The organism is Microbulbifer sp. GL-2, from assembly GCF_007183175.1.
In the GTDB taxonomy this organism is placed as follows: Bacteria; Pseudomonadota; Gammaproteobacteria; order Pseudomonadales; family Cellvibrionaceae; genus Microbulbifer.
The window spans coordinates 277567-301811 of record NZ_AP019807.1 but is presented as its reverse complement, the minus strand read 5'-3'; the positions used below and the strand labels follow the sequence as shown (position 1 = coordinate 301811).

At 46.3% G+C, this 24245-nt stretch carries 22 protein-coding genes; 15 read left to right on the top strand and 7 right to left on the bottom strand.

What is annotated here, in order from left to right:
* Nucleotides 1-48: 48 nt before the first annotated feature.
* From GL2_RS01365 to GL2_RS01350, 4 genes are read left to right on the top strand one after another with little or no spacing between them, the layout of a single operon-like run.
* Nucleotides 49-1683: a GMC family oxidoreductase gene (locus tag GL2_RS01365; RefSeq protein ID WP_143728943.1), complete on the top strand. Its 1635-nt coding sequence runs from the start codon at nucleotides 49-51 to the stop codon at nucleotides 1681-1683.
* Nucleotides 1680-2519: a putative RNA methyltransferase gene (locus GL2_RS01360; protein WP_143728942.1), complete on the top strand. Its 840-nt coding sequence runs from the start codon at nucleotides 1680-1682 to the stop codon at nucleotides 2517-2519. Before GL2_RS01365 ends, GL2_RS01360 begins: the two co-directional genes overlap by 4 nt.
* Nucleotides 2520-2572: 53 nt before the next feature.
* Nucleotides 2573-3028 carry a tRNA adenosine(34) deaminase TadA gene (gene tadA, locus GL2_RS01355; protein WP_143728941.1) on the top strand — a complete coding sequence of 152 codons (456 nt, stop codon included), beginning with the start codon at nucleotides 2573-2575 and terminating at the stop codon, nucleotides 3026-3028.
* On the top strand, nucleotides 3003-3452 hold the full coding sequence (locus GL2_RS01350) for an ion channel (RefSeq protein ID WP_370452088.1): 450 nt from the start codon (nucleotides 3003-3005) through the stop codon (nucleotides 3450-3452). Before tadA ends, GL2_RS01350 begins: the two co-directional genes overlap by 26 nt.
* Nucleotides 3453-3457: 5 nt before the next feature.
* Here the strand turns inward: GL2_RS01350 and GL2_RS01345 are convergent, their stop codons facing one another.
* Nucleotides 3458-4213 carry a glycosyltransferase family 25 protein gene (locus tag GL2_RS01345; protein ID WP_172621018.1) on the bottom strand — a complete coding sequence of 252 codons (756 nt, stop codon included), beginning with the start codon at nucleotides 4211-4213 and terminating at the stop codon, nucleotides 3458-3460.
* A 671-nt stretch (nucleotides 4214-4884) separates the two neighbouring features.
* On the opposite strand from GL2_RS01345, the gene GL2_RS01340 reads away from it, so the two are divergent.
* Both GL2_RS01340 and GL2_RS01335 read left to right on the top strand, forming a co-directional pair.
* Nucleotides 4885-6087 (top strand): multidrug effflux MFS transporter, encoded by a 1203-nt coding sequence (locus tag GL2_RS01340; protein WP_143728939.1) that lies wholly within the window; start codon nucleotides 4885-4887, stop codon nucleotides 6085-6087.
* Between the two features lie 45 nt (nucleotides 6088-6132).
* Nucleotides 6133-6783, top strand: coding sequence for an SGNH/GDSL hydrolase family protein (locus GL2_RS01335; protein ID WP_143728938.1), 651 nt, complete (start codon nucleotides 6133-6135; stop codon nucleotides 6781-6783).
* Between the two features lie 101 nt (nucleotides 6784-6884).
* Here the strand turns inward: GL2_RS01335 and GL2_RS01330 are convergent, their stop codons facing one another.
* Complete coding sequence (locus GL2_RS01330; protein WP_143728937.1) at nucleotides 6885-7388, bottom strand: lactoylglutathione lyase family protein; 504 nt, start codon at nucleotides 7386-7388, stop codon at nucleotides 6885-6887.
* 95 nt (nucleotides 7389-7483) lie between these two features.
* On the opposite strand from GL2_RS01330, the gene GL2_RS01325 reads away from it, so the two are divergent.
* The 4 genes from GL2_RS01325 (at nucleotide 7484) to GL2_RS01310 (ending at nucleotide 11322) form a co-directional block, all read left to right on the top strand.
* Nucleotides 7484-8353: a LysR family transcriptional regulator gene (locus GL2_RS01325; RefSeq protein ID WP_143728936.1), complete on the top strand. Its 870-nt coding sequence runs from the start codon at nucleotides 7484-7486 to the stop codon at nucleotides 8351-8353.
* Nucleotides 8354-8456: 103 nt separating this feature from the next.
* Nucleotides 8457-9218 (top strand): nucleoside deaminase, encoded by a 762-nt coding sequence (locus tag GL2_RS01320; protein WP_143728935.1) that lies wholly within the window; start codon nucleotides 8457-8459, stop codon nucleotides 9216-9218.
* Between the two features lie 380 nt (nucleotides 9219-9598).
* Nucleotides 9599-10405, top strand: coding sequence for a hypothetical protein (locus GL2_RS01315; protein ID WP_143728934.1), 807 nt, complete (start codon nucleotides 9599-9601; stop codon nucleotides 10403-10405).
* A gap of 20 nt (nucleotides 10406-10425) precedes the next feature.
* Nucleotides 10426-11322 carry a fatty acid desaturase family protein gene (locus GL2_RS01310; RefSeq protein ID WP_143728933.1) on the top strand — a complete coding sequence of 299 codons (897 nt, stop codon included), beginning with the start codon at nucleotides 10426-10428 and terminating at the stop codon, nucleotides 11320-11322.
* A gap of 115 nt (nucleotides 11323-11437) precedes the next feature.
* Here GL2_RS01310 and GL2_RS01305 read toward each other — a convergent pair whose 3' ends face one another.
* Complete coding sequence (locus GL2_RS01305) at nucleotides 11438-12340, bottom strand: LysR family transcriptional regulator ArgP (protein WP_143728932.1); 903 nt, start codon at nucleotides 12338-12340, stop codon at nucleotides 11438-11440.
* 103 nt (nucleotides 12341-12443) lie between these two features.
* Between GL2_RS01305 and GL2_RS01300 the strand changes: the two genes are divergently transcribed.
* On the top strand, nucleotides 12444-13082 hold the full coding sequence (locus GL2_RS01300; RefSeq protein ID WP_232053729.1) for a LysE/ArgO family amino acid transporter: 639 nt from the start codon (nucleotides 12444-12446) through the stop codon (nucleotides 13080-13082).
* A 166-nt stretch (nucleotides 13083-13248) separates the two neighbouring features.
* Here GL2_RS01300 and GL2_RS01295 read toward each other — a convergent pair whose 3' ends face one another.
* Both GL2_RS01295 and GL2_RS01290 read right to left on the bottom strand, forming a co-directional pair.
* Nucleotides 13249-14370: an acyltransferase gene (locus GL2_RS01295; protein WP_143728931.1), complete on the bottom strand. Its 1122-nt coding sequence runs from the start codon at nucleotides 14368-14370 to the stop codon at nucleotides 13249-13251.
* 400 nt (nucleotides 14371-14770) lie between these two features.
* Nucleotides 14771-15613, bottom strand: coding sequence for a DUF4396 domain-containing protein (locus GL2_RS01290; RefSeq protein WP_143728930.1), 843 nt, complete (start codon nucleotides 15611-15613; stop codon nucleotides 14771-14773).
* Between the two features lie 507 nt (nucleotides 15614-16120).
* Here GL2_RS01290 and GL2_RS01285 point away from each other — a divergent pair.
* Nucleotides 16121-16771 carry a class I SAM-dependent methyltransferase gene (locus GL2_RS01285; protein ID WP_143728929.1) on the top strand — a complete coding sequence of 217 codons (651 nt, stop codon included), beginning with the start codon at nucleotides 16121-16123 and terminating at the stop codon, nucleotides 16769-16771.
* A 212-nt stretch (nucleotides 16772-16983) separates the two neighbouring features.
* Here GL2_RS01285 and GL2_RS01280 read toward each other — a convergent pair whose 3' ends face one another.
* Nucleotides 16984-18009: a patatin-like phospholipase family protein gene (locus tag GL2_RS01280; RefSeq protein ID WP_143728928.1), complete on the bottom strand. Its 1026-nt coding sequence runs from the start codon at nucleotides 18007-18009 to the stop codon at nucleotides 16984-16986.
* 722 nt (nucleotides 18010-18731) lie between these two features.
* Between GL2_RS01280 and GL2_RS01275 the strand changes: the two genes are divergently transcribed.
* Nucleotides 18732-19739, top strand: coding sequence for a DUF3667 domain-containing protein (locus GL2_RS01275; RefSeq protein WP_143728927.1), 1008 nt, complete (start codon nucleotides 18732-18734; stop codon nucleotides 19737-19739).
* Nucleotides 19740-20206: 467 nt separating this feature from the next.
* A complete protein-coding gene (locus tag GL2_RS01270) occupies nucleotides 20207-22156 on the top strand; it encodes an aconitate hydratase (protein ID WP_143728926.1) in 1950 nt (649 codons plus the stop codon).
* Between the two features lie 68 nt (nucleotides 22157-22224).
* On the opposite strand, the gene GL2_RS01265 is transcribed toward GL2_RS01270, so the two are convergent.
* Nucleotides 22225-23169, bottom strand: a complete 945-nt coding sequence (locus GL2_RS01265; protein WP_143728925.1) for an alpha/beta fold hydrolase — start codon at nucleotides 23167-23169, stop codon at nucleotides 22225-22227.
* Between the two features lie 178 nt (nucleotides 23170-23347).
* Here GL2_RS01265 and GL2_RS01260 point away from each other — a divergent pair, with 178 nt between their 5' ends.
* Nucleotides 23348-24067 (top strand): YafY family protein, encoded by a 720-nt coding sequence (locus GL2_RS01260; protein WP_143728924.1) that lies wholly within the window; start codon nucleotides 23348-23350, stop codon nucleotides 24065-24067.
* Nucleotides 24068-24245: the final 178 nt, after the last annotated feature.

Sequence of the window (24245 nt, the reverse complement as noted above, 5' to 3'; positions counted from 1 at the left end):
TTGAGTGTACCGTCATGACAAATCCAGCTGCAAAGGTGCTGAGGTCCCATGTCCACTCAAATGGTGTTTGATTATGTGATCGTAGGTGCCGGCTCTGCCGGCTGTGTATTGGCTAACCGTTTGAGTGCTGATGAGCAACATCGGGTCTGCCTGCTGGAGGCGGGCCCTCCGGATCGCAGCCCTCTGATCTCCATGCCCCTGGGGATAGGTATGCTGCTTTCGGGAACCGGCTATAACCTTCACCACTTTACAGAACCCCAGGAACACCTGCACGAGCGGCGCTTGTTCTGGCCTCGTGGTCGTACCCTAGGTGGCAGCAGTTCCATTAATGCGATGGTTTATATTCGCGGCAATGGTGAAGATTATGATGCCTGGGAAGCCGCCGGCAACCCAGGCTGGGGGTGGCGTAGCATGCTGCCTTATTTCCTTCTGTCTGAAGGTAATGAGCGTGGCAGCGATGCCCATCACAGTGGTTATGGCCCGCTTTCAGTTAACGACCTGAAGTGGAAGACTGAGTCGGGACAAGCATTCCTGCGGGCAGCACAATCTGCCGGACACAGGTTAAATGATGATTTTAACGGCAGCCAGCAGAGTGGAGTCGGGTTTTACCAGGTAACCCAACGTCGCGGGCGCCGTTGTTCTGCCGCTGCGGCCTATTTACATCCGGTCAAGAAACGCCCGAATTTAAGGGTACTGACCCGCAGCCCGGTGGCGCGCCTGATATTGAAGGGCGACCGGGCGGTGGGAGTGGAGCTGCTTAACGGCAAAAAGATCCTGGCAAATAAGGAGGTTTTACTCAGTGCGGGGGCCATCCAGTCTCCGCACCTACTATTACTCTCAGGTATCGGCCCCCAGGAGGAGCTGCGCAAGTTTGATATTCTGCTGCAGAATCACCTGCCCGGGGTGGGGAAGAACCTCCAGGACCATTTGGATATTTCTCAGGTGGTGAAAACCTCGGCCCCAGTCACTTTTGCAAATGACTTGTGGGCGAAACTGAAGCACGCTACGCGCGCGCCTGAGTGGTTCTTCCTGAACCGTGGGCCATTAACCAGTAATGTTGCTGAAGCTGGGGGCTTCGCCAGTTCAACCTTGGCCAATGGCTGCCCGGATATACAGTTTCACTTCACTGCAGTGCCATCCTTTGATCACGGTTTTACTAAACAGCCGGGGTATGGCTACACGATGCACGCATGTGCACTGCGCCCTAAAAGCCGTGGGGAAATCACCCTCAATACTGAGAACCCCAAGGCGCTGCCGAGTATCCAGCCAAATTATCTAAGCGAACCAGATGATATGCAGGTGATGGTGGAATCCTTCGAGATGACTCGGGACATCATTAACCAGGAAGATTTGCTGCGCTATCAGGAACGGCTGTTGTTGCCCGATCAAAAGCTCACCAACAAGGCCTCTATCAAACACTATATTCGTCAGCATGCTGAGACAATTTATCACCCGGTAGGCACGTGTAAGATGGGTAATGATGATCTTGCGGTGGTCGATACCGAGCTAAAAGTACGCGGCATAGATGGACTGAGAGTTGTGGACGCCTCCATAATGCCCACCTTAATCAGCGGCAACACCAATGCGCCGGTGATCGCTATAGCGGAGAAGGCAGCCGACCTTATTTTGCGGCGTACTCCGCCAACTATGATGAAGAATACACAAGTTCAGGAAGTTGAATGATCTGGCAATGTCCTCTTTGTGCGAAGCCATTGACGCTGGGGAAAGAAGCCTGGCACTGCAGTAACCGGCACAGTTTTGATCGAGCACGAGAAGGTTACGTCAATTTGTTACCCGTCTATCGCAAGCGCCGCAAGGAGCCGGGAGACTCTGCAGATATGTTGCGTGCGCGGCGTCGTTTTCTCAAAGCGGGTTACTATCGTCCATTGGTAGAGGCAATTGCGGCTCTGCTGCCTCATAAGCCAGGCCGTAAACTGTTGGATATTGGCTGCGGCGAGGGATATTACCTGCGTGAGTTGGAGTCTGCTGGCTGGCACGGCCATGGGCTGGCCGGGGTGGATATCTCCAAGTCCGGTGTGCGTATGGCGGCAAAATCCGATAGTGCTGCCCAGTTTGTTGTGGCTAGTAACGTCAACCTGCCGGTAGCTTCGAACAGCGTGGACAACTTGCTTCGCATTTTTGCACCGGCACCGGATGGTGAGATGTTGCGGGTGTTAAAAAAAGGAGGGCAGCTGCTGGATGTTGCACCGGGACCGGATCATTTATGGACCTTGAAAGGCCAATTATACAAAGAACCGCGCAAGCACCCCGCACCGAAGCTGGTTGAGGGCCTCTATCCCGAGGTGGATATGCGCTGTTGCTTTCCTTTTGAGTTGCGCGGACATGAAGCTATTGCCGACTTTCTCGCCATGACTCCATTTGCCTGGAAGGGCTGCCGGGAAGCAAGAGCGGAACTGGAGCAGCAGGATAGCCTGGTACTGGAAGCGGACTTTATTGTACGCCGCTTTATCAAGCGCACGTTAGTTGGTGAGGGAACTGCTGCCGTTTGGCGAAAATGATTTTACCCAGGGTAGTTGCAATCATGGGTAATAGAGGTAATTAGAAGAGATTTATGGCAACACCAAAAGACTATATGTTTATGCGCAGGGCCCTTGAGCTGGCAGAGCTTGCCGCTGAGCGCGGAGAGGTGCCCGTGGGGGCGGTGCTGGTACAGGATGGCAAGGTTATCGGTGAGGGTAGCAATCGCCCGATCGGAAACTGTGATCCCAGCGCTCACGCAGAAATTGTCGCACTGCGCCGTGCTGCTGAAGACAAACAAAACTACCGTCTGCCAAACACTACGCTCTATGTGACGATTGAGCCCTGTACTATGTGCTTTGGCGCACTTGTTCATGCCCGTGTCGGTCGCCTGGTATATGGTGCCAGTGAACCCCGAGCTGGAGTTATTGAGAGCCAGTTAAAATTAGGGGAGGCGGGTTTCTTCAATCACAAGATTGCCGTTGAATCGGGAGTTATGGCGGAGGAAGCAGGAAAACTGGTGCGTGAGTTTTTCCATGATCGACGTTGAGCTGGCTCTTGCATTTGTAGTGAACAGCATGATTGTTGCAATCGTTGTGCTGATTCACCACGAGGTTCTCAATGCCCTGGTTCATCTGGGGCGCTGGGTACCAGTTCGACATAATTTTGCCATAGTGCTCGGGGTATTTGGTGCCTTGCTTGCCCATGTGGCGGAGATCTGGCTGTTTGCCTACGGCTACTATTTCATGGTCAATTCGCCCTATTTTGGTACCTTGGTGGGTAATTTTAATGGCAGTCTGCTCGACTGTGCTTACTTCTCCTTTACCACTTATACCTCTCTTGGATTTGGGGATATTGAGCCCCTGGGACACTTGCGATTCACTGCGGGGCTTGAAGCATTAACCGGGCTGGTGATGATTACCTGGACGGCTTCTTTTATGTTCCTGAAAATGCAGAGAGTCTGGGATATGTAGCCCGGCTACATTTTCATCCTTGCGGTGCGTCCAGGCTTTTCTTTTGGTTTTTGCGCCGGATAAAAGGCCCTGCGATGGCGTTGTAAGTAAATGTGTCGCCCGGCACTGCGCCACAGTTTACCAAAGGGGTGCAGCCAATAAAGCCAGCGTGCAACTCTTGTCCGACCTACATTGGATTTTACGATACTGGAGGTGTGCTCTGTTTCCCAGAGTAAATGGGGCTCGACACCGTATAGCTTGAGATCAAACTGCCAGAAGTGATCAAACACCTTATCAATAGGCTCAAAAATACGATTGGCGTAGCCCAGCACTTTTTCCATGCCCTGGCGGTTAATCAGGTACCCCTGGGCGCCACACCAGCCGCGCTCGGGGCGAACCAGTATATGAATGCCATCATTTAATTGTTTGATTACTTTGCGCTTGCGTACCTTAAGACCCATTAGGCGGATCATTTCCATCTCATCAGGCAGGCGCTCAAGTTCTGCCAGCATCGCGCCGAAATCGGGTTCCAGCTGTACGTCGTCCTCCAAGATGCAGACCCGGTTGAGGCCAGCATGATAGGCGTGGCGGATTGCGCGCAGATGTGCCAGGTAACAGCCGATTTCCGAACTCTTCAGTTCACACAGGTGACGCCACCGAGTTGTAGCATTGCAAATTATCTCATCGGCTTCGAGCCTTGGCGTTCCGGCACGACCATCGACACCGCTAACCAGACTGGTTCGCAGCCGCTGGAACTTGAGTGAGCCTAAGAGGCCGTACACCGCTTCTCCCTCAGGTTTGAGGGTGATAACCCAGCAGGGAGTCTGGGCGATAAACAGGGGAATTTTTTGAGGCTTGCGCTGTAGCGTTGGGCGGCTGCGTAACGGTAGTCGCTGCTTATGGCGCTGTCGCGAAAATTGGAGTTGTCGAAGCCGACTTGGTTTTATCACAGCTACTGGCTAGAAGGTACTGGGCTCAGAGGAGTGAACATGATCTCCATAATCAGTCGTTGAACACTGTGCGTAGCTACTAAGGTTGGGCATAGTTACCTCTCAAACTTTGGGTCAAGCTGCAATCCACCGCGAATTCTTGGCAGAGTCGTCGCTATTTCATGCACTCTCAGGAGAAGGCATGCTTAATTGGAGGGCTCTGTTGCCCACTAAACTGGGGTCAATCCCATGGCATCGGGGTTTCACAGTGGATATTAGTGTTTGACTCAAAAGTCAGTGCATTACATGGACCGTTACAGCTGCTAGCTTTACAGATTAAAATTTGTTGCTTGCTGCTCTGATCAAGGTCTCAAGCACTGATCCGGTCAAATAGAAAGGAGTATTACCCGGTGGTTTCCCACGTTAAAAAGGAAATAGTCAGATACTTTTGTTACTAAATAAAAAGTAAGAGATGGGCCGGTTTCCAGTCAATAAAAGCTCTAATAGGCATTGAAGAAATTTATATGAAGTCTGATTTAATCAAGATGGCGCTGATCCTGGGACTGTTAAGCTGTGTTGGCCCGATCGCTATCGATATGTATTTACCGGCCCTGCCGGATATTGCGGAAAGTTTCGGCGCGCCTATTGAGGCGGCACAATATACCCTGATGTCTTATTTCATCGCCTTTGGGGTTTGCCAGCTTTTTTATGGGCCCGCTTCCGATATGTTTGGACGCAAGCCGCCACTGTATTTTGGCTTGCTTCTTTTTACCCTTGCCTCTGTCGGCTGTGCTGTAGCCCCAACTATCGAATCGCTGATCGCACTGCGCTTTTTACAGGGGGTGGGGGCCGCTTCGGTAATGTCTATCCCACGAGCGGTTATTCGTGATTACTATACTGGTGCGCGCGCTACTCGCCTGATGACAACGGTTATGCTGGTGATTTCCATTTCCCCGATGCTGGCACCGTTGATAGGCAGCATTCTGATAGTTCCTTTTGGATGGCGCAGTGTTTTTATCCTGATTGCATTGCTTACTCTCGCCAGTTTATTCCTTGCGGTGAGCAGCTTGCCGGAGACGCTTGAGCGGGAGCATCGTGTCCCATTCAGCTTCAGTGCTATGCTGGGTGCTTTTGCTACACTGTTCCGCGACCCTATCTTTGTGGGGCTAACCTGCATAGGTGGGTTGGGGATTGCCAGTTTCTTTTCTTTCCTGGCAACGGCCTCTTTTCTTTACACGGGATTTTATGGGCTGACTCCTACAGAGTTCAGTTTGGCATTTGCTCTCAACGCCTTGGGGTTCTTTATCTCGAGCCAGTTTGCTGCAAACCTCGGGGTGCGTTTTGGCTCAGTGGCGGTGGTCAAGTGGGCAACAGCTGGTTTTGCAATTAGCTCCTTGATAATGAGTACCGTGATTTTTGCCGGCTTTGACCAGTTCGTTCTACTGGTAGCAATGCTGCTGGCGACCAACGTATTTCTCGGTCTGGTTATCCCCACCTCGATGGTACTTTCCCTTGAGGACCATGGGCCTATTGCCGGCACCGCCGCAGCATTAGGTGGTGCTTTACAAATGTTGCTGGGCGCCCTGGCGATTGTATTAACCAGTTTGGTATTTGATGGCACACCTCAGCCACTGACGGCGGCAATCGCAATCTGTGGTATGACCGCGCTGATCATATCGCGGTTGACCCTGCGCGGCATTGCGCATCTGGCAGTACCTTCGAGCTGAGGAGCTGATAATTGTTTTTCAATGGCTCTATGGAGTTATGTGAAAATGGAAAATATATTGGTTTACTCTGACAGCGTTTCCTGGGGGGTTATTCCAGATACCAGGAAACGCATGGACTTTCATTTGCGTTGGCCCGGTGTGCTTGAGCGAAGCCTGAAAGAAAAAGGCTCCGATGTACGAGTGATCGAGAATTGCCTGAATGGTCGTAAAACCGTATGGGAAGATCCGTTTCGTGAGGGCAGGCGGGGTGTTGATGGTCTGGCTCAAGTGATAGAAATGCACTCGCCGCTTAAATGTGTCCTGCTCATGCTGGGGACCAATGACTTCCAGGATACACACGATAATAAGGCCTGGATGGCTGCGCAGGGAGTAGCAAAACTGGTGTCAGTAATCAGGCAGGCCCCCATTGAACCGGGTATGTCGATCCCCAAAATATTGATTATTGCCCCATTGGCTATCAATAACCCCAAGGGCATTATTGGGCATAAATTTGCGGGGGCTGAGCAACGCTGCAAGGACTTTCCCGGTGAGTTGGAGAAAGTCTCCAGGGAGCTCGGCACACATTACCTGGATGCCAATACCCTGGTAAAAGTCAGTGATATCGATGGTATTCATCTCGATGAAGACCAGCATATGGTCCTAGGGCAAGCAGTGGCTGATTATCTGCAAAAAATTAAAGTTCTAAGCTGGCCTTGATAATGTACCGTAGATAGTGAAGATGCCTCAATAAGAATATCTAACGGCACCGGGGGAACTTCCGGTGCCGAAATCAAAGACAATCTTTGTGGAGCTTTAAATCAGGTGTAGGCACCACTACTGTAAATAAGCTCGTAGCTGTGGCTATACAATTCCAGGATATTGCCAAAGGGGTCCTCCATATAAATCATCCGATAAGGCTTTTCTCCTGGGTAGTAATACCGAGGCTTAGGCATACGCTTTTTACCGCCTGCAGCGACTATCTTCTCCGCCAGTGCCTCCAGATTAGGATCCTGTACACAGAAGTGGAATATTCCCGTCTTCCAGTATTCAAAATTATCCTTAGGATTTTCCTGGTTGGGAAACTGGAACAGCTCTATGCCGATGCGGTCCCCGGTCGATAGGTGCGCAATACGAAATTTACCCCACTTGGCGCCAAAGACATCGGTACACATTTCACCAATAGCGCTGTGATCCTCAATAATTTCAGTTGGCGGCATAATCAAATACCAGCCCATAACTTCTGTATAGAACTTGACCGCCTCTTCCAGGTCTGGCACTGAAATGCCGATATGGGAAAAGCTCCTAGGGTAAACATTCTTCATTGGTCTTTCTCCGGAATTTGTTTCAAATATTAAGTTACCGTGTTGTTATCATTACGTATAATTATCATAGATGATTATTTTGAGTAAATTTTGTAATGATTAATCCTGTGTGGCTACGTAGCTACTGCACACTGGTGGAGGTGGGGAGTTTTACCCGCACGGCGCAGCGTCTGCATATGACTCAGTCTGGTGTCAGTCAACACCTGCGCCGGTTGGAGGGTTTCCTGGGGTTGGCGCTGATTCAGCGGCAGGGAAAGCAATTTTCCCTCACAGAGGCTGGTGAAAAGCTGTATCGCGAAGCCCAGGATATTGTTGATTCCCTTTCTACCCTTGGGCAACGTCTTGGCGAAGACCCCGCTTATGAAGGGCAGGTGAACATTCAGTCCCCCGGAAGTGTTGGACTCAGACTCTACCCCAAGCTGCTGCATTTACAGCAGGAACAGCCAAAACTCACCATTGATTACCGTTTTGCCCCCAACGATGGAGTAGAGGAATCCATACTTGATTACAGGGCAGATGTTGGCTTTATGACTAGACCTTCAACACTGACAGAAATTGCGAGCCAGTCTGTAGGTAACGAGGAGCTGTTTTTGGTGACCTCCACGTCAGTTGAGAAATTGGATTGGAGTACTTTGTTGCAGTTGGGATATATCGGCCACCCGGATGGAGCCCATCAGGCGGGATTGTTACTGGGTGCGAATTTTCCAGAATTTCAACATGTAGATATGTTTACATTGAAGGGATTTTCCAACCAAATTAGTCTAATCCTTGAGCCTGTCAGTATGGGCCTGGGTTTTACCGTACTGCCTGCCCATGCAGTAAATGCCTTTCATAAGTTTGAGCAAATTAAAATTCATCGATTGGAGCATTCTGTTAATGAGGGGTTATTCCTGGTTACCCGCCGCCATAAAGCAATACCGGCACGGGTTCAAACTGTGATTAATACAGCCGCGGAGTGGCTTTAAACGCTTGAGATATTTCGGGAATTTCATACCGCGTTTTATTTCTAGTTTGTGTTTTTGGCTGATTGCTTTGGGCGCTCAGGCTGAGCCGCTGCCCGACTCACTGATGCAGCAGGAAAGAGACGAGATCCTGATGTTACTCGCGTACTCGATTGTCTATCTGGATTGGGTTGTTCCAGAAGAGAAACCAAAGCGTGGTTACAATATTGCCGCGGTCCTTTATGACAATGCCCAGGAAAGAATTGTAGGGATACAACGCAATGCTGTCGGCTTGTGTCGCGATAAAACCCAACATGCAGAACTAAGAGTGATGCAGCAATGTATCAACAGTCAATGTCGAGGCAAAGAAACCAAATATCTGCGGAATACGACGATTTATAGCACTCTGGAGCCCTGCATGATGTGCGGGGGAATGATGATTTTTCTCGAGGTTCCCAGAGTGATTTACGGCCAGAAAGATCCGGATTTCGGTAAAAATATTGAAAGGTTACAGCAGAATTACCGTACGGACTGTGAGTATAAAATCGAGCCAGGCAAGTATATGGAGAATATTTGTAAGGTCGATGTTCCCGCTAACTACAGGGCCAGGCAGATTGTCCCAATACCATCAACCCTGCTACAGAGAGCCCAGCTGGAAGGGGAGTTTACCAGCTATCGTTTATTATCTGGCAGTGGGATTACGGATTTTTTGATGAGTGCTGGAGCTAAGGATATTTACCGCACCGCCCACCAGCGTTTGAAGCATTATAAACCTGAATATCAGGAGAACAACGACGTAATTCAGGAAAGCCAAAAACAACTGAAGAAATTGAAGGATAATCCAGAAGAGATGAATCGATGTTTAGTAGGCGGCACTCACCAGCATTAGTGTTGAGGGGTATTAGGGATAGAGTCCATTTTTATTGCTCATTCTGCTGAGATTACTTTCTGGTGCTATGAACCGCTTAACCCCGAGTCAAATTTAATCAGTTTTCTATGTTAAGGGGTATGCGGAAGATAATCACATCCTTCTATCAGTTAATCCAAGGGAAGAAAATAGCTGTGGTATGTGAGTAGATACACTGTATCTCCTGTCAGCGTAATAACACCAGTGGCCAAAGTGCTGATAACGGCTGCAACGATAAATACCATTGAGGTTGACTTAAGCGACTTTTAGCTGTTATTGGAATTACAATTTACAGCACATGTGGTTTAATCCCGTAATATTACAAGTCGGTACCTATTAAGGTTATTATCGTAATATTCATTATGTATCAGTTTGCCTATGAACCCACCCCAAAAAATGTCCTGTTGGACTTGATGGGTGTCAATAAACGACATGAACTGGCAACCAGTCAGCTGGGTTTCATATCCGATGCATTTGATATTTCCACCAATAATCTGCGGGTAACATTAAATAGATTGGTGAGTACCGGCCTGATTACTCATGATGGCCGTGGGGTGTACCGTTTGACGGAAAAAGCGCTGGCTAAACGCGTTTTTATTAACCGCTGGCAAAAAAACATTTTTCATTATGATAATTGGGATCATCGCTGGCTCGCCTGCCATCTGCCCAAAAAAACGGCTCGTCCTGTTCGCAAAAAGTCATTGCTGGTTTTGGAATGGTATGGGTTTGCTGCCGGCCTGGATCACCTATGGGTACGCCCGAATAACTTAACGCTCAATCATGCGGAAATAACCACGGCTCTGGCCACTCTTGGCCTTGAAGAAGACGCATATTGCTTTGTCTTACAGAGCGTGCCGGACTCTCTGGTTAGTCAGTGGGCACGTCAATTGTGGGATATTGAACGGCTCGATAACGAATACGATGCTCTCATACAGTCGCTAGAGAACAGTTACACAGCGTTGGCATCGAAACCTGTCAATGCATCGCTATCCGAAACCTGCCGTTTGGGCGGCGAGGCCATCCATCGTTTGGCGGTTGATCCACTGTTGCCAAAAGTGATCAGACCGCAAAAGAAGTATCAGCAGCTGAAGAGTATCGTGCGCAAATACGATCGCGTTGGTCGCAATATTTGGCTGGAACAACTGAAGAAGTTAGGAGTTGACACATAATCTAGGAAAAGGGCCCCGTAATGGATATTCCTATTAGTAAAGAAGAACTCAAGCCGTTTTTGCAGCGTAGTGACGCCAAAGCCTGGTGGGTAGTGGTGAGTGCCTGGCTAGGAATAGTAGGTATTTTTATTGTTGCAGCTCTGCTGCCACACTGGCCAACCTATATTCTTGCAGTGTTCTTGCTTGCGGGGCGGCAACAGGCCTTGGCGGCTATTATGCACGAAGCTGGTCATAAAACGCTTTTCGCAACCCGCTCCTATAATAATTTTGTCTGCAAGTGGTTGTCCTCACCATTTTTATTGATGGATGGTGACACCTACATTAAAAGCCATTTGAAACATCACCGTATGGCTGGAACAGAGCATGACCCAGATTTGCCGAACTATAAAGCTTACCCTGTAACTAAAAAGAGTCTGGTGAGAAAGTTCGCCAGGGATTTTTTAGGAGTTACAGGGTTGAAGGCCAATTTATATTTGTTTTTGAGCGGGCGAGATTTATTAAGCCGAAAAAAACGAGTAAATTTTCAACTAACACGTGGCCTATTTGTTAACGGTGTTATGTTTACCGTGTTGTGGATGTCAGGCTTCCCGCAGCTTTATCTATTATGGGTGGTAGCCTACCTGACTGTATATATGGCTATTATACGAATGCGTCAGATCGCCGAACACGCTGGTGTTAAAGACCTCTATCACCTGGAACCAAAATACAATACGCGTTCGATCCCAAGGGGTGTTTTGGGTTTTCTGTTTGTCAGCCCTACCGATGGTCTGAGTTATCACTGTGAACATCACGCCTTTATGGCGGTCCCTACTTATAACTTAAGAGCTTTGCATAAATTATTGAAGGATCGCGGTTATTATGATGACGTAGAGCAGGCCGATAACTACTTAGGTGTTTTGAAGCAGGTAGTAAGGTAATGAGTCCTTGCTATTGAATCCTTGCTCTGTGCTTCTCCCCATGGATTTTTCCACAGCGCTTGGGAAGACAGGAGTATCGATGATATTTGCTTATTTTAACGACAACACTGTGCACTCACTGGTGCAGGGCATTATGGGCATACTTAGCCAGGGTATTAGTAATTTGCTTTATCAGGCTGGATTTTAGGTTCCAAACGTGCCAGTACAGAGGAATCTTCAGGTGCTGGTCAGGTGTAAGCTTTATCAAGGTTCCCCTTTTCAATAAATCGGCAACCTGAATATCCGGTGCCATTCCCCACCCAAGCCCCAATGTCAGGAAATTGAGAAATCCCTTTGAGGAAGGGATTTCGTGTGAAGGGAATTGGCCTGCCTCTATCCCCCAGAATTGCTTTAGATAGCGGCTTTGTAATTGGTCCTTGTAATTGAATTCAACAGCAGGGGCATAGCGGAATTCATCCACATCTACCGGATCGGAAAAATACTGTTCCTTGAAAGCCTGTGTGCATACCGGGTAGTAGGCCATATGTCCCAACAGCAGGGACTGGCATCCCTGAAGGTTACTGGTCACGGAGCTGATACAGCCGATAACCTCACCGTTCTTCAGCAGTTCATGAGTGGCATCCTGGTCATCTACCTTCAAATCTACGAGCAGATGCTGGGAGCGGATTAGGGGGGTAATGGCCTTTAAAAACCAGGTATCCAAACTGTCTGAATTGAGAGCAATACGAACTTTGTTCTGGTTGCTATAGCGGGTCTTACTGCCCTCCGGATCTATGTCTTCCAGCAGCTCATGCTGCAGCAGGTTCATTTGCTGGTAATAGCCCATTACTTTCAGGCCGGCTTCCGTCGGGCGTAGAGGAGTGGATCTGATCAGCAGGGCCTGCCCAACCTGGCCTTCCAGGGCCTTAATACGCTGGGAAACCGCAGATTGGCTTACATGTAGTAAGGATGCGGCCTTGTCGAAGCTCTGCTCTTCAACCACAAAAGCGAATGCCTGGAGCTGTTTGAGGTCTAGCATAAGATTTTCTTATGTTGGCTTAAAATAATTAAATTTACTTATTTTAGCTTCACTCTTAATCTTTAGCTACTTTCCAAGTCCGCAACCCCGCGGGCAAGACACATTGACTACAGGAGGCACCGTGGTTTCTGGATTGTTACTGGCCCCTCTCGCAAAGGGCTTTTTGACCACTATCAGCTTAATCATGGCAATTGGCGCACAGAATGCGTTTGTCCTGACGCAGAGTATTCGTCGCCAGTATCATTACAGCATTGCGGCGCTATGCGTCTTGATGGATATCGTACTGATCAGCTGTGGTGTCTACCTGGTCGCGAACCTGGCGCAGGCTGAGGGTAACTGGATGCTCTGGTTAACCTGGTTGGGAGTGGCCTTCCTGGTTGGCTACGGCGCTATGGCATTTCGCTCCGCTCTAACCAATAAAGGGCTTGAGGACAAGAAGGAATGGGTTAAATCGAGACGCTCGGCTCTGATCACCGCGGTAGCTCTTACCTTGCTAAACCCCCATGCCTATGTGGATACCGTAGTGCTGATCGGGTCGGTCGGTGCCCAGTATGCCGGGGAAGGTACTCTGTTCTTCGTGATTGGTGCCTGCAGTGCCTCGGTACTTTGGTTCGCGCTGTTGTCAGTAGGTGGCAGTATGATGCAGCCGCTGTTTAAGAACCCGAAGACTTGGCGTGTGCTGGATGCTCTGGTGGGCATTATGATGTGGTCGATTGCTGCCAGCTTGCTTTGGGCTAGCTAATTTTACAAAAAGTTATCAATCGATGTGAAATTGGGGTCTACCGATTTATCTCGTAGGCCCCTATATGGGCCCTTATAGAAGCTAAACCAGCTTCAACTCCAGTGAAGGGACACAGTTGTATGGACCTTCATTAAATATACGGTTTTTCAGAGTATTGGTGAATGGGTTACGTTCTTATGGCAACTTTCTTACTTTCTTGTTGTTGAGCACTTTCTGCATCTTGAGCACTGGTACTTAAAGTGCGCCCCAACTTGACAAATGGCCTTTCAATCAGCCAGTAAATCAAGGTTGCCAGCGCTATACTGGCCAATGTTGTTACAGACAGATAAACGGATAAAGGGAAGCCTGAAAAAACTTGGCCCCAAGGCTGGGATATAGACCATTTCATCACGTATATTATGCATAAGTGAAATAAATAAATGGAATAGCTGATTGTTCCCAGGGTGGCGAAATGTCGTATGGAATTTGAAGGTAATGATATTACTGAGAGGAAAATACCCAGAGCAATTAGGTGCGATAGTCCAAAGCGAACGGGCTCACTACTAATGGAATTACCGAAAAGGTGCAAGCTTAAAACCAGTATGGGGATCGAGAACGTTGAAGCTATAGCCAATACAGCATAGTGATGAAACCTCTTGGTCTCAAAACAGCAACGGAGTAAGGCTCCACAGAACATTACAGCTATACCATAAGGGATATAAGTGATTGTTACCGGTAGTTGTAGCTGTAAAGCTGGTGAGTGTTCGAAAAGCTGTAGACAGATAAATAAAGACAGCGCCGCCCAACAAAGCAATAAAAGGTTCTTTGGATTCCCTAGTCGTTTAAGGGCAAACATCATTGCACATAGTAAGTAGAAAATAAGCTCTGCAGTAAGGGTCCAGTATAACTTCTGCACATTTTCAAAGCCCAGAAGTCCTTGCAGCATAGTGGTATTTGCCAAGATAGCTACTGACGAGAAAATATGGTCAGCAAATAGCCATGTAAAGCCAACTGCGATAATGAGAGAAACCCAGTACGTAGGGTAAAGCCGAAAGAAGCGTCGTATAGCAAAACTCTTTAGAGGACGATTCGCTTCAAGCAGACTATGAGGAATGACATAGCCAGATAACAAAAAGAAGCAGAGTACACCTATTCTGCCAAAATCCAACTGGCTAATAAAATTAGCGAGGCCTGTCCCATGCAAGGCGATATTAGGTATTTGAATGAATACTTCGCTACTATGCTGCCAAACAACCAAAAGGGCTGCCAGTCCACGTAGGGTATCAAGATTAAGTAAGCGCTTACTCATGGTTGACAGCCTCTATCCCTGGCCAATCGTAAGAAGCTGAACACTTCTTGTTACTACTCTATTACTATTGCTATAAGTGAATTGACCAAAAGCTAATAGCCAATCAAAAGGCTTTTATTGGTAACTACTTTCCTTTGATACTACCATAAATCAACAAGATGTAGCTCTATCCAATTTTTCCTTATTGAATGATTATGAAGTTCTCCGATGACCCTTTTTTGCGAAAGAGTTAGTGATAAGAATCAAACTTCTGATCTGATGAATATATTGATAAGTATGTCTCTGACGAATCAAAATTTGCCTTTCGACTTAAAGAAGAGAAAGTGACGTATGGAAATAGATCACTTCTTGTAACAATATTTTTTCATCCAATTTTTTCAAAGTTGTGAGCCTTTTTTAATCAAAATCGTAGAGGTACAAACTGATTCGTTATTAGAATTGTAAATAGAAGAAAAATAAGGGTGCACGCTACCCAAATGATTGCAATTGGAAGAGGCAGGGTGCGCATTGTCATACCATGTTCTTTATGGTTCTTATCGGTGGGATGGCTTTCAAGCGAGCAGTGTCCTAAATGAGGTGCTGGCCCATCACGCCCTGGTAAAGTCATACACCCATGTTTCAAGTGGTTTTTAACCAAGTAATAGTTAATAGGGTAAGCGATTATTCCACCGACGATAGTTGCAAGGCTCATTCGGAACCAAAATATAGCATTTGTGGGGTCTTCTGAACCGGGCCATAGCGAAGCTAGTATTATCATAGTTGGAATCATTCCTCCCATCACCATATTCATAGAAACAGTCTCGGCGAAGAATGTTTTACGTACAGCTTTTAAGTAGTTTCCCTGATACATACCACGCATCATCAGTGCTTGGAAAATAAATAGCCCGCAGATAAATCCGGCAATGTATTCAATAGTGGCATCCCAGCCATTAGTGAGTCCGAAAATAGGAACTATTGACGCTGCAATCACGATTCCAGTTGCATCGCCAGCCAGGCAATGCATCTCACTGTTTACGCTTTGCTTCCATGTTGCTCGAGTAAAGGCATCGTGGGCGCCAGGGAAGGGCCGACGACAAGTAAGAAGATAGAGTATTAACCCGACAACACCGGTATATACCACCACCAGTATCCATGCCATACGTTGTACCCAGCTGGTCGGCGCGTTGGTGATGGAATCCCAAACGACAAAGATCACACTTATAGCCGCGAAAATAAACCAGACAAGCATAGCGCCATTTAGCATGCCAAATTCTCTTTAAGGATTAGGCTGGTATTTAGTAGTTTAATTGAAAGTTACCGGTTTTGAGAATTTGGATGGGTATTGGCTGTATCCATTCGCAGTTACATATTTATATATCGCACTTATTTCTTCAGGACTATAGTGCTACAAGATAATCTTGGAAGATATTAGGGTAATACTTGAAGTTCATCATTTGATATAGAATTGTATTTACCTGATTGATCCACCAAATGATTTGGCTTAAGCTTGACCTATTGAAATTACTTAAGATTAGCTGCTTTTACACTTTGATTTGACCTGGGTTGGTATATTGTTGCTTGGGCTGTGTTTTGAAAAATTTGATGGCAAGTTGTGTGAGCAAGGCAACAACAAGTTAAAAAAAATTTTGAATACTAAGCGGCGATGTAAAAACCAATCGAAAAAACTGCTGTTAATTTCTAAAATAATTGAAGTTTGTAAGTGCATAAATACTATTTATGTACTCTACAATAGGTACTAAGTGGAGAATAAATGTCTAAAGATCCTAAACTGGTCGCGGAACAACTAAGGAAGCCATCTGGTGCTTTAGCTTCAGATACTGCATTGCAGATGAACAAGGCTAATAAAGCAACGAACCTGGCTGCACTAGAGTTGCTTAATGTGGTAGATCATGACCATATTCTTGAGATTGGGCCTGGCAATGGCAAGTTTGCAATAGATGTGCTTCGTAAGGGCTCCAGTATTCGCTATACGGGAATCGATTGGTCCAGTGATATGGTTGTGAGCGCGAAAACTCTTAATTCTAAATATATTGAATCAGGACAGATGGACTTTAAAGTTGGAACCTCGGAGAGGTTGCCGTTTGCCGACAGCCAGTTCGAGAAGGCGATTACTGTCCACACCATCTACTTTTGGGAATCTCTCAAAACACATTTGTCTGAAATACGCAGAGTACTGGTACCTGAAGGGAAATTTTGTTTAGCTTTTGGGGATAAGTCTTTTATGCAAAGTTTATCATTCACACCGTTTGGGTTTCAGCTTTTTGATGAAAGCGACATTCGAGCTCAATTAATTGAAGCTGGCTTTAGGGTTCTATGTTGTGAAAGGCATATTGAATATGGAGAGAGTAATACTGGTGATCTAGTAGAAAAGTTAATAAATATTATTTTATGTGAGACTTGATTCAAAAATCATATAGGGCTAAAAAACTTGTCATTGCTGCTAATTTTTTTAGGCATGATTTCAATGAAAAATAAGTTATGAAGATCCAAGCACAGAGTTGGTATGTTTTGAGTAGTGGTAAAGTTCATGAAAAGGTTGTTAAGTTTGGTCTCTATTTGATAGGGTACTTAAATGATTAGTTATTGGCTTAGCTAATTTGGTGTTGATAGGTATTAGTATCTTTGCTCATATTGATGAATATCTTGTGTGTTCACCAATGTCTGAGCAATGTCATCTAGCAATTTATCATAGTGCTTTGCATTTCTTTCACCAGACTTCTTCAATTCTTTCAAGTTTTTGAATGATGCATCATCCAGTGCGGGATTGGCATCATATAGATCTGGCTGAATTCGATAGTATTTTGTGTTTTCTACGGTAGATGAAATTTGTTTCAGATAATAATGCGTCATTTGGGCTCCGCCACTTAGTGCGATATCTATCGCTGGTCTCGCCCAGTTAAAAACCCCCCAATTTTTTACCTCTTTGTATTTGTAGCTTATTAGCTGTTTACCAGTGCCAAGAGATACAATAATCATATCCTTAATACCTCCCACACCGCTAAACTTAATGGCCTCTGAGTAGGCGCATAGTGCAGGGTCACTGGCTACCATACCACCGTCTACCAGGACATATTTTTTGTTAAGTGGCGGCAGCGAATAAATACGTGCAGGTTCAAAGTAGGTTGGAGCGGCAGTACTGCCTCTTAGTAAATCTCTTACCAGAAAGTCTTCATCTCTCACTATGGCGCAGTGTTGCCTAAAGATAACTTGCTCGCGCTTTTTAATATCATAGGAGATGAAACAGGTGGGTTTTAACAGTTTGCTTAGCTTTGTTTTACCAAAATACTTCTTTAATATCTTTTCTAGTTCATGTGTTGAGTATTTTTCTCCCTTAAGTAGTCTCAGCTTGTTCAGGTAAGGCCAGATTCCAGTATCAAACACCTTACCTCCTTCTTTGAGGTAGATATTAACAGCTTCCCGGGCTGAGAATTTGGGTTTTCCTTCCTTGTTGGGGCAAATATAGGCTGCGCCTAATATTGCGCCAGTACTTGTTCCCGCAATCAGGTCAAAAAAATCTCCTATTCTGGCGCCGGGATTGCCTGATTTTACTTTCAGCTTACTCTCAAGAGAGACCAATATCTCACCTGGCAGTATGCCTCTTATCCCCCCTCCATCAATAGATAGGATTCTGATCGCCACTGTTAACTCTCCTAGGCTCTAATAGTTATGTGCGACTCTAGAAAGATAGCACTAGGATCATTAGTTCATGCTTTAAATAAAAAGGTCGATTAAATGTATATCTAAAGTGGTTATCGACATTAAAAATTTCCAGTTTAATATTGTTACTTTACTTGTGAGTTGACTGTATTAACTTTAAAGAAGATTGATATGTGTATGGGGGAGGAAGTGACCATCAGAAATCTTAAAAAATATATAAAATTTACCCTTTTCTTTTACAGGAGTTGGTTATTTCACCCTGTGACTGATAGCCGTTGTCCCAACATTCTATGAGCGGGTATCTTCAGGTATTGGAAGCCCTTGGTTTGCTAGCAAGCGGGCAGTATCTAAATTGAAATCAGGGGAAATAGGTCGACGTTGTCTTCTCAATCAATAGCGATATCTCAGTCGGCAACATCATCATTTAAGTGGGTATCCGGGTTTAGCGGAGTGCAACAAAGTACAAGTTTATTGTTTAGAGCTGGTTACCCTAGTATGAAGAAGTTGCCTTTTACCAGTGATTGTTGGAATGGAAATGATCTAACCACTTAGGTGATTATTCTGGTCATGCAGTATTCGATATGGTTAATTATTGTTCATTTTGGTGGGGTGTTTTGATACCATTGGCGCCTTAACGTGCATACGATAGTACCAGGTATGTAATGACCGACTAGTTCTCGGGGAGGCATCAAAGGGTAGATGTAATGAAGACCTCTGACACGGCAGACTCATACGCGGACCCCAAGTTACGCTGCGCTAACTGCGATACAGAGCTGATGGGCCCACATTGCTATGCTTGTGGCCAGCCGGTCGAGGGAATGGTTCGACAATTCTCCAATGTGATTGGCGACCTTTTGAGCACATTGTTAGTTTTGGATTCCCGTATTTGGCGTACTTTGCCATCCCTATTATTTAAGCCGGGGTTTCTTTCTTCAGAGTATTTTGCAGGGCGTCGTGCACGTTATGTAAGCCCTGTACGTCTATTTATCTTTTTGTGCCTTACATCTTTCCTTATGATTCGCCTTGGTAGCGATTGGGCCATTGACGTCAGTAGTGTCGAGATGGAGTTGGCACAGGTTAATAATATTGAGAGTAAACATAATGCCACTGAGGAAGGAGCTAATAATGCGGAGCGGCCTAGTTCAAAGGGCATTGAGACAGCGCTGAACAAAGCGATTACTAAAATTGATCAGGAGGTCCTTCAAAGCATTAGCTTGCCAGAATCCTGGATTGACTGGACTAACAAGGAAATAGTCAAGGCCAGAAAAAATGTCATTCGGGTATCAAAGGACCCAAACCATTTCAAGAAAGCTTTTTTTAGTGCGCTCCCCTCAAGTTTACTTATTATGGTTCCCATATTTGCCTTGTTGCTTTGGGTTATCTATGCACTTAAAGGCCGTTTGTATATGGAGCATTTAATAGTTACGCTCCATAGTCATGCGTTTATTTGTTTTTCCTTATTACTGGCAACTCTGATGATGGATGCTCAGGAGTGGCTTAAAAATTTCAAGTGGATCGAAGTTGCACTTTCTTGGGGGTTACTATTTTTGCTTGGATGGATTCCTGTTTATCTGCTCATAATGCAAAAAAGAGTTTACCAGCAAGGTTGGCTAATGACATTATCTAAATATATTGTTATAGCCATTATATATCCAGTTCTACTAGCTTTTTTTACAACAATGACGGCTCTATATAGTCTCGCCGAATTGTAAAAAAGATGTTTCGAGCTCATCTGGTGAATGTAATGACCGCTCTTTTTTTGGAAGAAGTGAAATAATCTAAAATTCCCTCTTATCTTCTTCTAGACAGAATACAACACAATACATCAAATTCACCGAGAAAAATTTCATTCTTTAATGGACATCCTTACCTCATAATTTAACTTGGAAATGTAGATGTTTACTTTTTATCCTAGAGATAAGACTAGTCAACAATTTTATCCGTAGAGTGCCATATTGGGGATATGATCAGTCCCTAATAAATAGGGGGTGAAAAAGGCTGATATTTAAGGTGCTGAATAGACCAGAATACCTTCTGGTTGGCAGAAGGCTATCGCCCTGACGCCTATTTAGCCCAGTAGATACGGCAGAATATAATATCTATCAAATGTCGAACTACAATGACCATGGCCTGGAAGCGCCATAGATGGAGCTTCCGAACTTAAGGAAGGGTACCCATTATGGCTATGAACCTCGCACAGAAACTGATCAAGAGCCATCTCGTGAGCGGTTCATTGGAACCCGGCAGTCCAATAGAGATAAAGATTGACCAGACGCTGGCTCAAGATGGCACCGGCACTCTGGTAATGTTAGAGCTAGAAGCGCTTGGTTTATCGCAAATCAAGACTGAGCTTTCCGCACAGTATGTAGACCACAACCTCCTACAGACGGACTTCAAAAACGCTGATGATCACCTGTTCCTGCAAAGCGCCTGTCGCAAATTTGGACTTTGGTTTTCACGTCCCGGTAATGGTGTAAGCCACCCGGTACATATGGCTTGCTTTGATATCCCCGGAAAGACGTTACTTGGCGCCGATAGCCATACATGTGCGGCCGGCTCTATGGGCATGCTGGCTATTGGTGCCGGTGGCTTACAGGTGGCCATGGCTATAGCTGGCGTTCCCTTTGCGCTGAAAATGCCGAAAGTGCTCGGTGTAAAGCTTGAGGGTGAATTACCGCCATGGGTCAGTGCCAAAGACATAATCCTGGAAATGTTGCGCCGACAAACAGTTAAGGGCTGTGTGAATAAGATTGTCGAGTATCACGGCCCAGGCCTCGCCAATCTGACCGCGATGGACCGTCATGTGATTGCCAATATGGGGCAGGAGATGGGTACCACTGCCAGTGTTTTTCCCGCCGATGAAGCTGTGAAAGCCTTTCTCAAACAGCAGCACCGAGAAAGCGATTTTGTAGAAATGAAAGCCGATGAGGGTGCGAGCTATGACGAAGAGGATACTATCAATTTATCTGATCTTGAGCCGCTAATCGCCTGCCCATCCAGCCCAGATAAAGTGGTAACCGTACGTGAGGTGGCGGGCCGCCCTATTTACCAGAGCTATATTGGCTCTTCTGCTAACCCGGGGCTGCGGGATTTCGCCATACCAGCGCGCATTGTCGCAGGTCGTCGTTTAGCCGACGATGTCTCTTTTGATATCAACCCAACCTCGCGCCAATTGCTCGAAGAGCTTAGCCGGAGTGGCGATCTCACAAAACTACTTGAAGTTGGTGCGCGCTTGCACCAAACAGGCTGTGGCGGCTGTATTGGTATGGGGCAAGCTCCCGCCACTGGCCGTCTCAGTCTACGAACTGTGCCACGTAATTTCCCTGGTCGATCCGGCACAGCAGATGACCAAGTCTATTTATGCAGCCCTGAAACTGCCACTGCCAGTGCACTGAAGGGCGTGATCACCGATCCTCGTGACCTGGACATGGACTATCCCAGCTTTAGTGAGCCGGAATATCTGCCAGATATAAGACCATTACTTCAACCACCCCAAGAAATCCCTGTAGCAGTTGAACTGATTAAAGGTCCGAATATCAAACCGTTACCAAACTTTGATAAGCTTCCGGACATCTTAACGGGTCCGCTATTACTGAAAGCGGGTGACAACGTCTCTACGGATGAAATACTGCCTGCCGGAGCGGAGATTTTACCTTTGCGCTCAAACATACCCGCCATTAGTCGCTATACATTTTCCCGTATCGATGAAAATTTTTACCAGCGGGCGATAAAATTAAATGGTGACTGTTTCGTTGTTGGTGGTGAAAATTATGGGCAAGGCTCCAGCCGTGAACATGCAGCGGTATCTTCACGGTTTCTTGGCGTAAGGTGCATAATCGCAAAAAGCATGGCTCGTATCCATCGGCGTAATCTCATTAACTTTGGTGTGCTGCCACTACTTTTTGAGAACTTTGATGATTACGACCGACTTGAGCAAGATTCAACTCTTGAGATTGACAAGCCAATAGCACAATTGAAGTCAAACAATTCTGTAAAGCTTTTGATTAAGTCATCTGGCGAGAGTATTAATCTGCGCAGTGACCTGTCAGCGGATGAAATTGAGGTGCTAGAGGCTGGTGGCATGATTAATCAAGTACGAGAAAAGTATCTGAGTAATGGAAAGTCGTAGATTTTACTACATCCATAAATTACTCAGATAATTTCAGAGATATTTTTTATATCAAGTGGGCTTTTGAGCTAAGTGGCATCCTGTTGTTCTAGCCACTTTAAAATTATCTGATTTGTTTCTTCAGGTTTCTCCTGTTGAATCCAATGGCCGCAGTCGAGGTTGATTATATCAACATTGGGAACGAACTCTTTTAGGTTTTGGGCTTTGGGGATCAAATCTCGATCGCCGTAAATCATGAGTGCTGGCTTTTGAATGATTGGGTCTACATCTGCCAAGATTTGCCAATTGCGATCAAGATTTCTATACCAATTTATACTGCTCATGAACCCTGTTTTCTCAAATGCGGAAATAAAAACAGCCAGTTCGCTATCACTCATTAAGGGCTCGCCAAGTGGCGCTTCTGCTCTGGCGAGATCGATCATCATCATTCCAGGCTCTGGTGGTGCTGGAGGTACGTTCTTGCGGAATATATTGCGAAGGAACTGGGAAGTATTTGCGTCTAACACAGTGTCCGCAATGCCTGGCTGTCGGTTAAAGTGAACGATGTAATAGTCGCTTCCTAGAAATTCCTCCATAAACTCGACCCAAGGCTTTTCAGTGCGAGCCTGGTAGGGTAAGGCCATGTTTATAACTTTATTTACCCGGGTTGGATATAATAGCGCAAGCCCCCAAACCACCATTGCCCCCCAATCATGGCCGATAAAGGTGGCATCTTTGTATCCATAGTGGTCAAGCAGTGCGACGAGGTCATCCGACAAGTTTTTAATGTCGTAGTCAGTTACGCCGGAAGGACGGGATGAGTTGCCATAACCCCGCTGGTTTGGAACGATAACATGGTAGCCCGCTGCGGCTAGTGCGGGCACCTGATGGCGCCAGGAATAGGCATGCTCTGGCCAGCCGTGACAAAGCACAATTGGGTTTTCCGTACTTTGCTGGCCTGCTTCAAAGACTTCTAACTCAACGCCGTTGATTGAAATAAGAGTGGGCTTAGGGAAATCGGTTAGATTAAACAATTTACTTCTCCTTTCTTGGATGGCTCAAGTAACGCCGCATATACCGGATGGACCCTTTCTCTCCCTTGGGATTACGGGTGTGCGTTGTAATTTCAGAACTCCATTGCTGAAATGAACGGCCATAGATTAAAATCCAATGGTGCCAAATAATGTCACCATTTAATCATATTCTTACAAAATGAGTGTTCGCCTTCGACAAGACGCCATCGTGCGCAGCCTTCGCCGAAATGGTACTTCTACGATTGCTGACCTAGCAGAAGAGGTCGGTGTATCCAGGCGTACAGTGTTGCGTGACATTAGCGCACTGCGCGATGAGGGCTTTGTTATTCATTCTGACCCTGGTCCTGGGGGCGGCCTGCAACTAGACCCGCAATCGGTTCAAACCACAGCGCGTCTCTCGGTTGCCGAAGTCTTTGCTCTTCTTATCAGTGTTGCATCAATGCGTGCGGCCGGGAATTTACCTTTTTCAGGTCTCGCAGATGCCGGTCTTGCCAAAATAGAGAAAGCTTTGCCACCGGACAAAGTGCGTGACTTACGCCGGTTTTTGGACTGCTTATATATCGGTAAGCTTTCACCGCAGGTAGACATCTCAAATATTCAAGAGATGGAGCCCGCCCTGCTACCCACTTTTGAGGCAGCTTTTCTCCAACGGCTACAACTAAGTTTCCAGTACTGTGACGCAAAGGGGTCTGTAACCAGCAGGGTTGTTGAGCCACAAGCTATGCTCATTTTACCACCACTATGGTATTTGGTAGCTTGGGATCCCGCACGCAAAGACTTCCGCCATTTTCGAATGGACAGGATCAGTAAGCCGGAATACCTTGAAGGCAAAACATTTCGGCGGCGACATGTGTTATTCGAAGATAATGTCTCCCCAATTCGTCATTTGCCTCGCTAATCTTATTCGTTATGAAAGACAAAATGGTGTCTTAAACCAGACTCGTTTTGCAGAGCTAAGAGAGATATCGATATAAATAGGTGTATTGATACTCACCACTTAAAATGTATTTCAATATATTTTTTCGATAGAAGTCGCTATCTAATAGTTAGTAGTTGTGATTATACCGGCTCATGAT

Coding starts and splice junctions, on each gene's coding strand:
- GL2_RS01335 (WP_143728938.1), top strand. CDS start 6,133: ATGGAAAATATATTGGTTTACTCTGACAGCGTTTCCTGGGGGGTTATT.
- GL2_RS01270 (WP_143728926.1), top strand. CDS start 20,207: ATGGCTATGAACCTCGCACAGAAACTGATCAAGAGCCATCTCGTGAGC.
- GL2_RS01290 (WP_143728930.1), bottom strand. CDS start 15,613: ATGCTAAATGGCGCTATGCTTGTCTGGTTTATTTTCGCGGCTATAAGT.
- GL2_RS01310 (WP_143728933.1), top strand. CDS start 10,426: ATGGATATTCCTATTAGTAAAGAAGAACTCAAGCCGTTTTTGCAGCGT.
- GL2_RS01315 (WP_143728934.1), top strand. CDS start 9,599: ATGTATCAGTTTGCCTATGAACCCACCCCAAAAAATGTCCTGTTGGAC.
- GL2_RS01360 (WP_143728942.1), top strand. CDS start 1,680: ATGATCTGGCAATGTCCTCTTTGTGCGAAGCCATTGACGCTGGGGAAA.
- GL2_RS01305 (WP_143728932.1), bottom strand. CDS start 12,340: ATGCTAGACCTCAAACAGCTCCAGGCATTCGCTTTTGTGGTTGAAGAG.
- GL2_RS01320 (WP_143728935.1), top strand. CDS start 8,457: ATGCAGCAGGAAAGAGACGAGATCCTGATGTTACTCGCGTACTCGATT.
- GL2_RS01295 (WP_143728931.1), bottom strand. CDS start 14,370: ATGAGTAAGCGCTTACTTAATCTTGATACCCTACGTGGACTGGCAGCC.
- GL2_RS01365 (WP_143728943.1), top strand. CDS start 49: ATGTCCACTCAAATGGTGTTTGATTATGTGATCGTAGGTGCCGGCTCT.
- GL2_RS01285 (WP_143728929.1), top strand. CDS start 16,121: ATGTCTAAAGATCCTAAACTGGTCGCGGAACAACTAAGGAAGCCATCT.
- tadA (WP_143728941.1), top strand. CDS start 2,573: ATGGCAACACCAAAAGACTATATGTTTATGCGCAGGGCCCTTGAGCTG.
- GL2_RS01340 (WP_143728939.1), top strand. CDS start 4,885: ATGAAGTCTGATTTAATCAAGATGGCGCTGATCCTGGGACTGTTAAGC.
- GL2_RS01330 (WP_143728937.1), bottom strand. CDS start 7,388: ATGAAGAATGTTTACCCTAGGAGCTTTTCCCATATCGGCATTTCAGTG.
- GL2_RS01325 (WP_143728936.1), top strand. CDS start 7,484: ATGATTAATCCTGTGTGGCTACGTAGCTACTGCACACTGGTGGAGGTG.
- GL2_RS01260 (WP_143728924.1), top strand. CDS start 23,348: ATGAGTGTTCGCCTTCGACAAGACGCCATCGTGCGCAGCCTTCGCCGA.
- GL2_RS01275 (WP_143728927.1), top strand. CDS start 18,732: ATGAAGACCTCTGACACGGCAGACTCATACGCGGACCCCAAGTTACGC.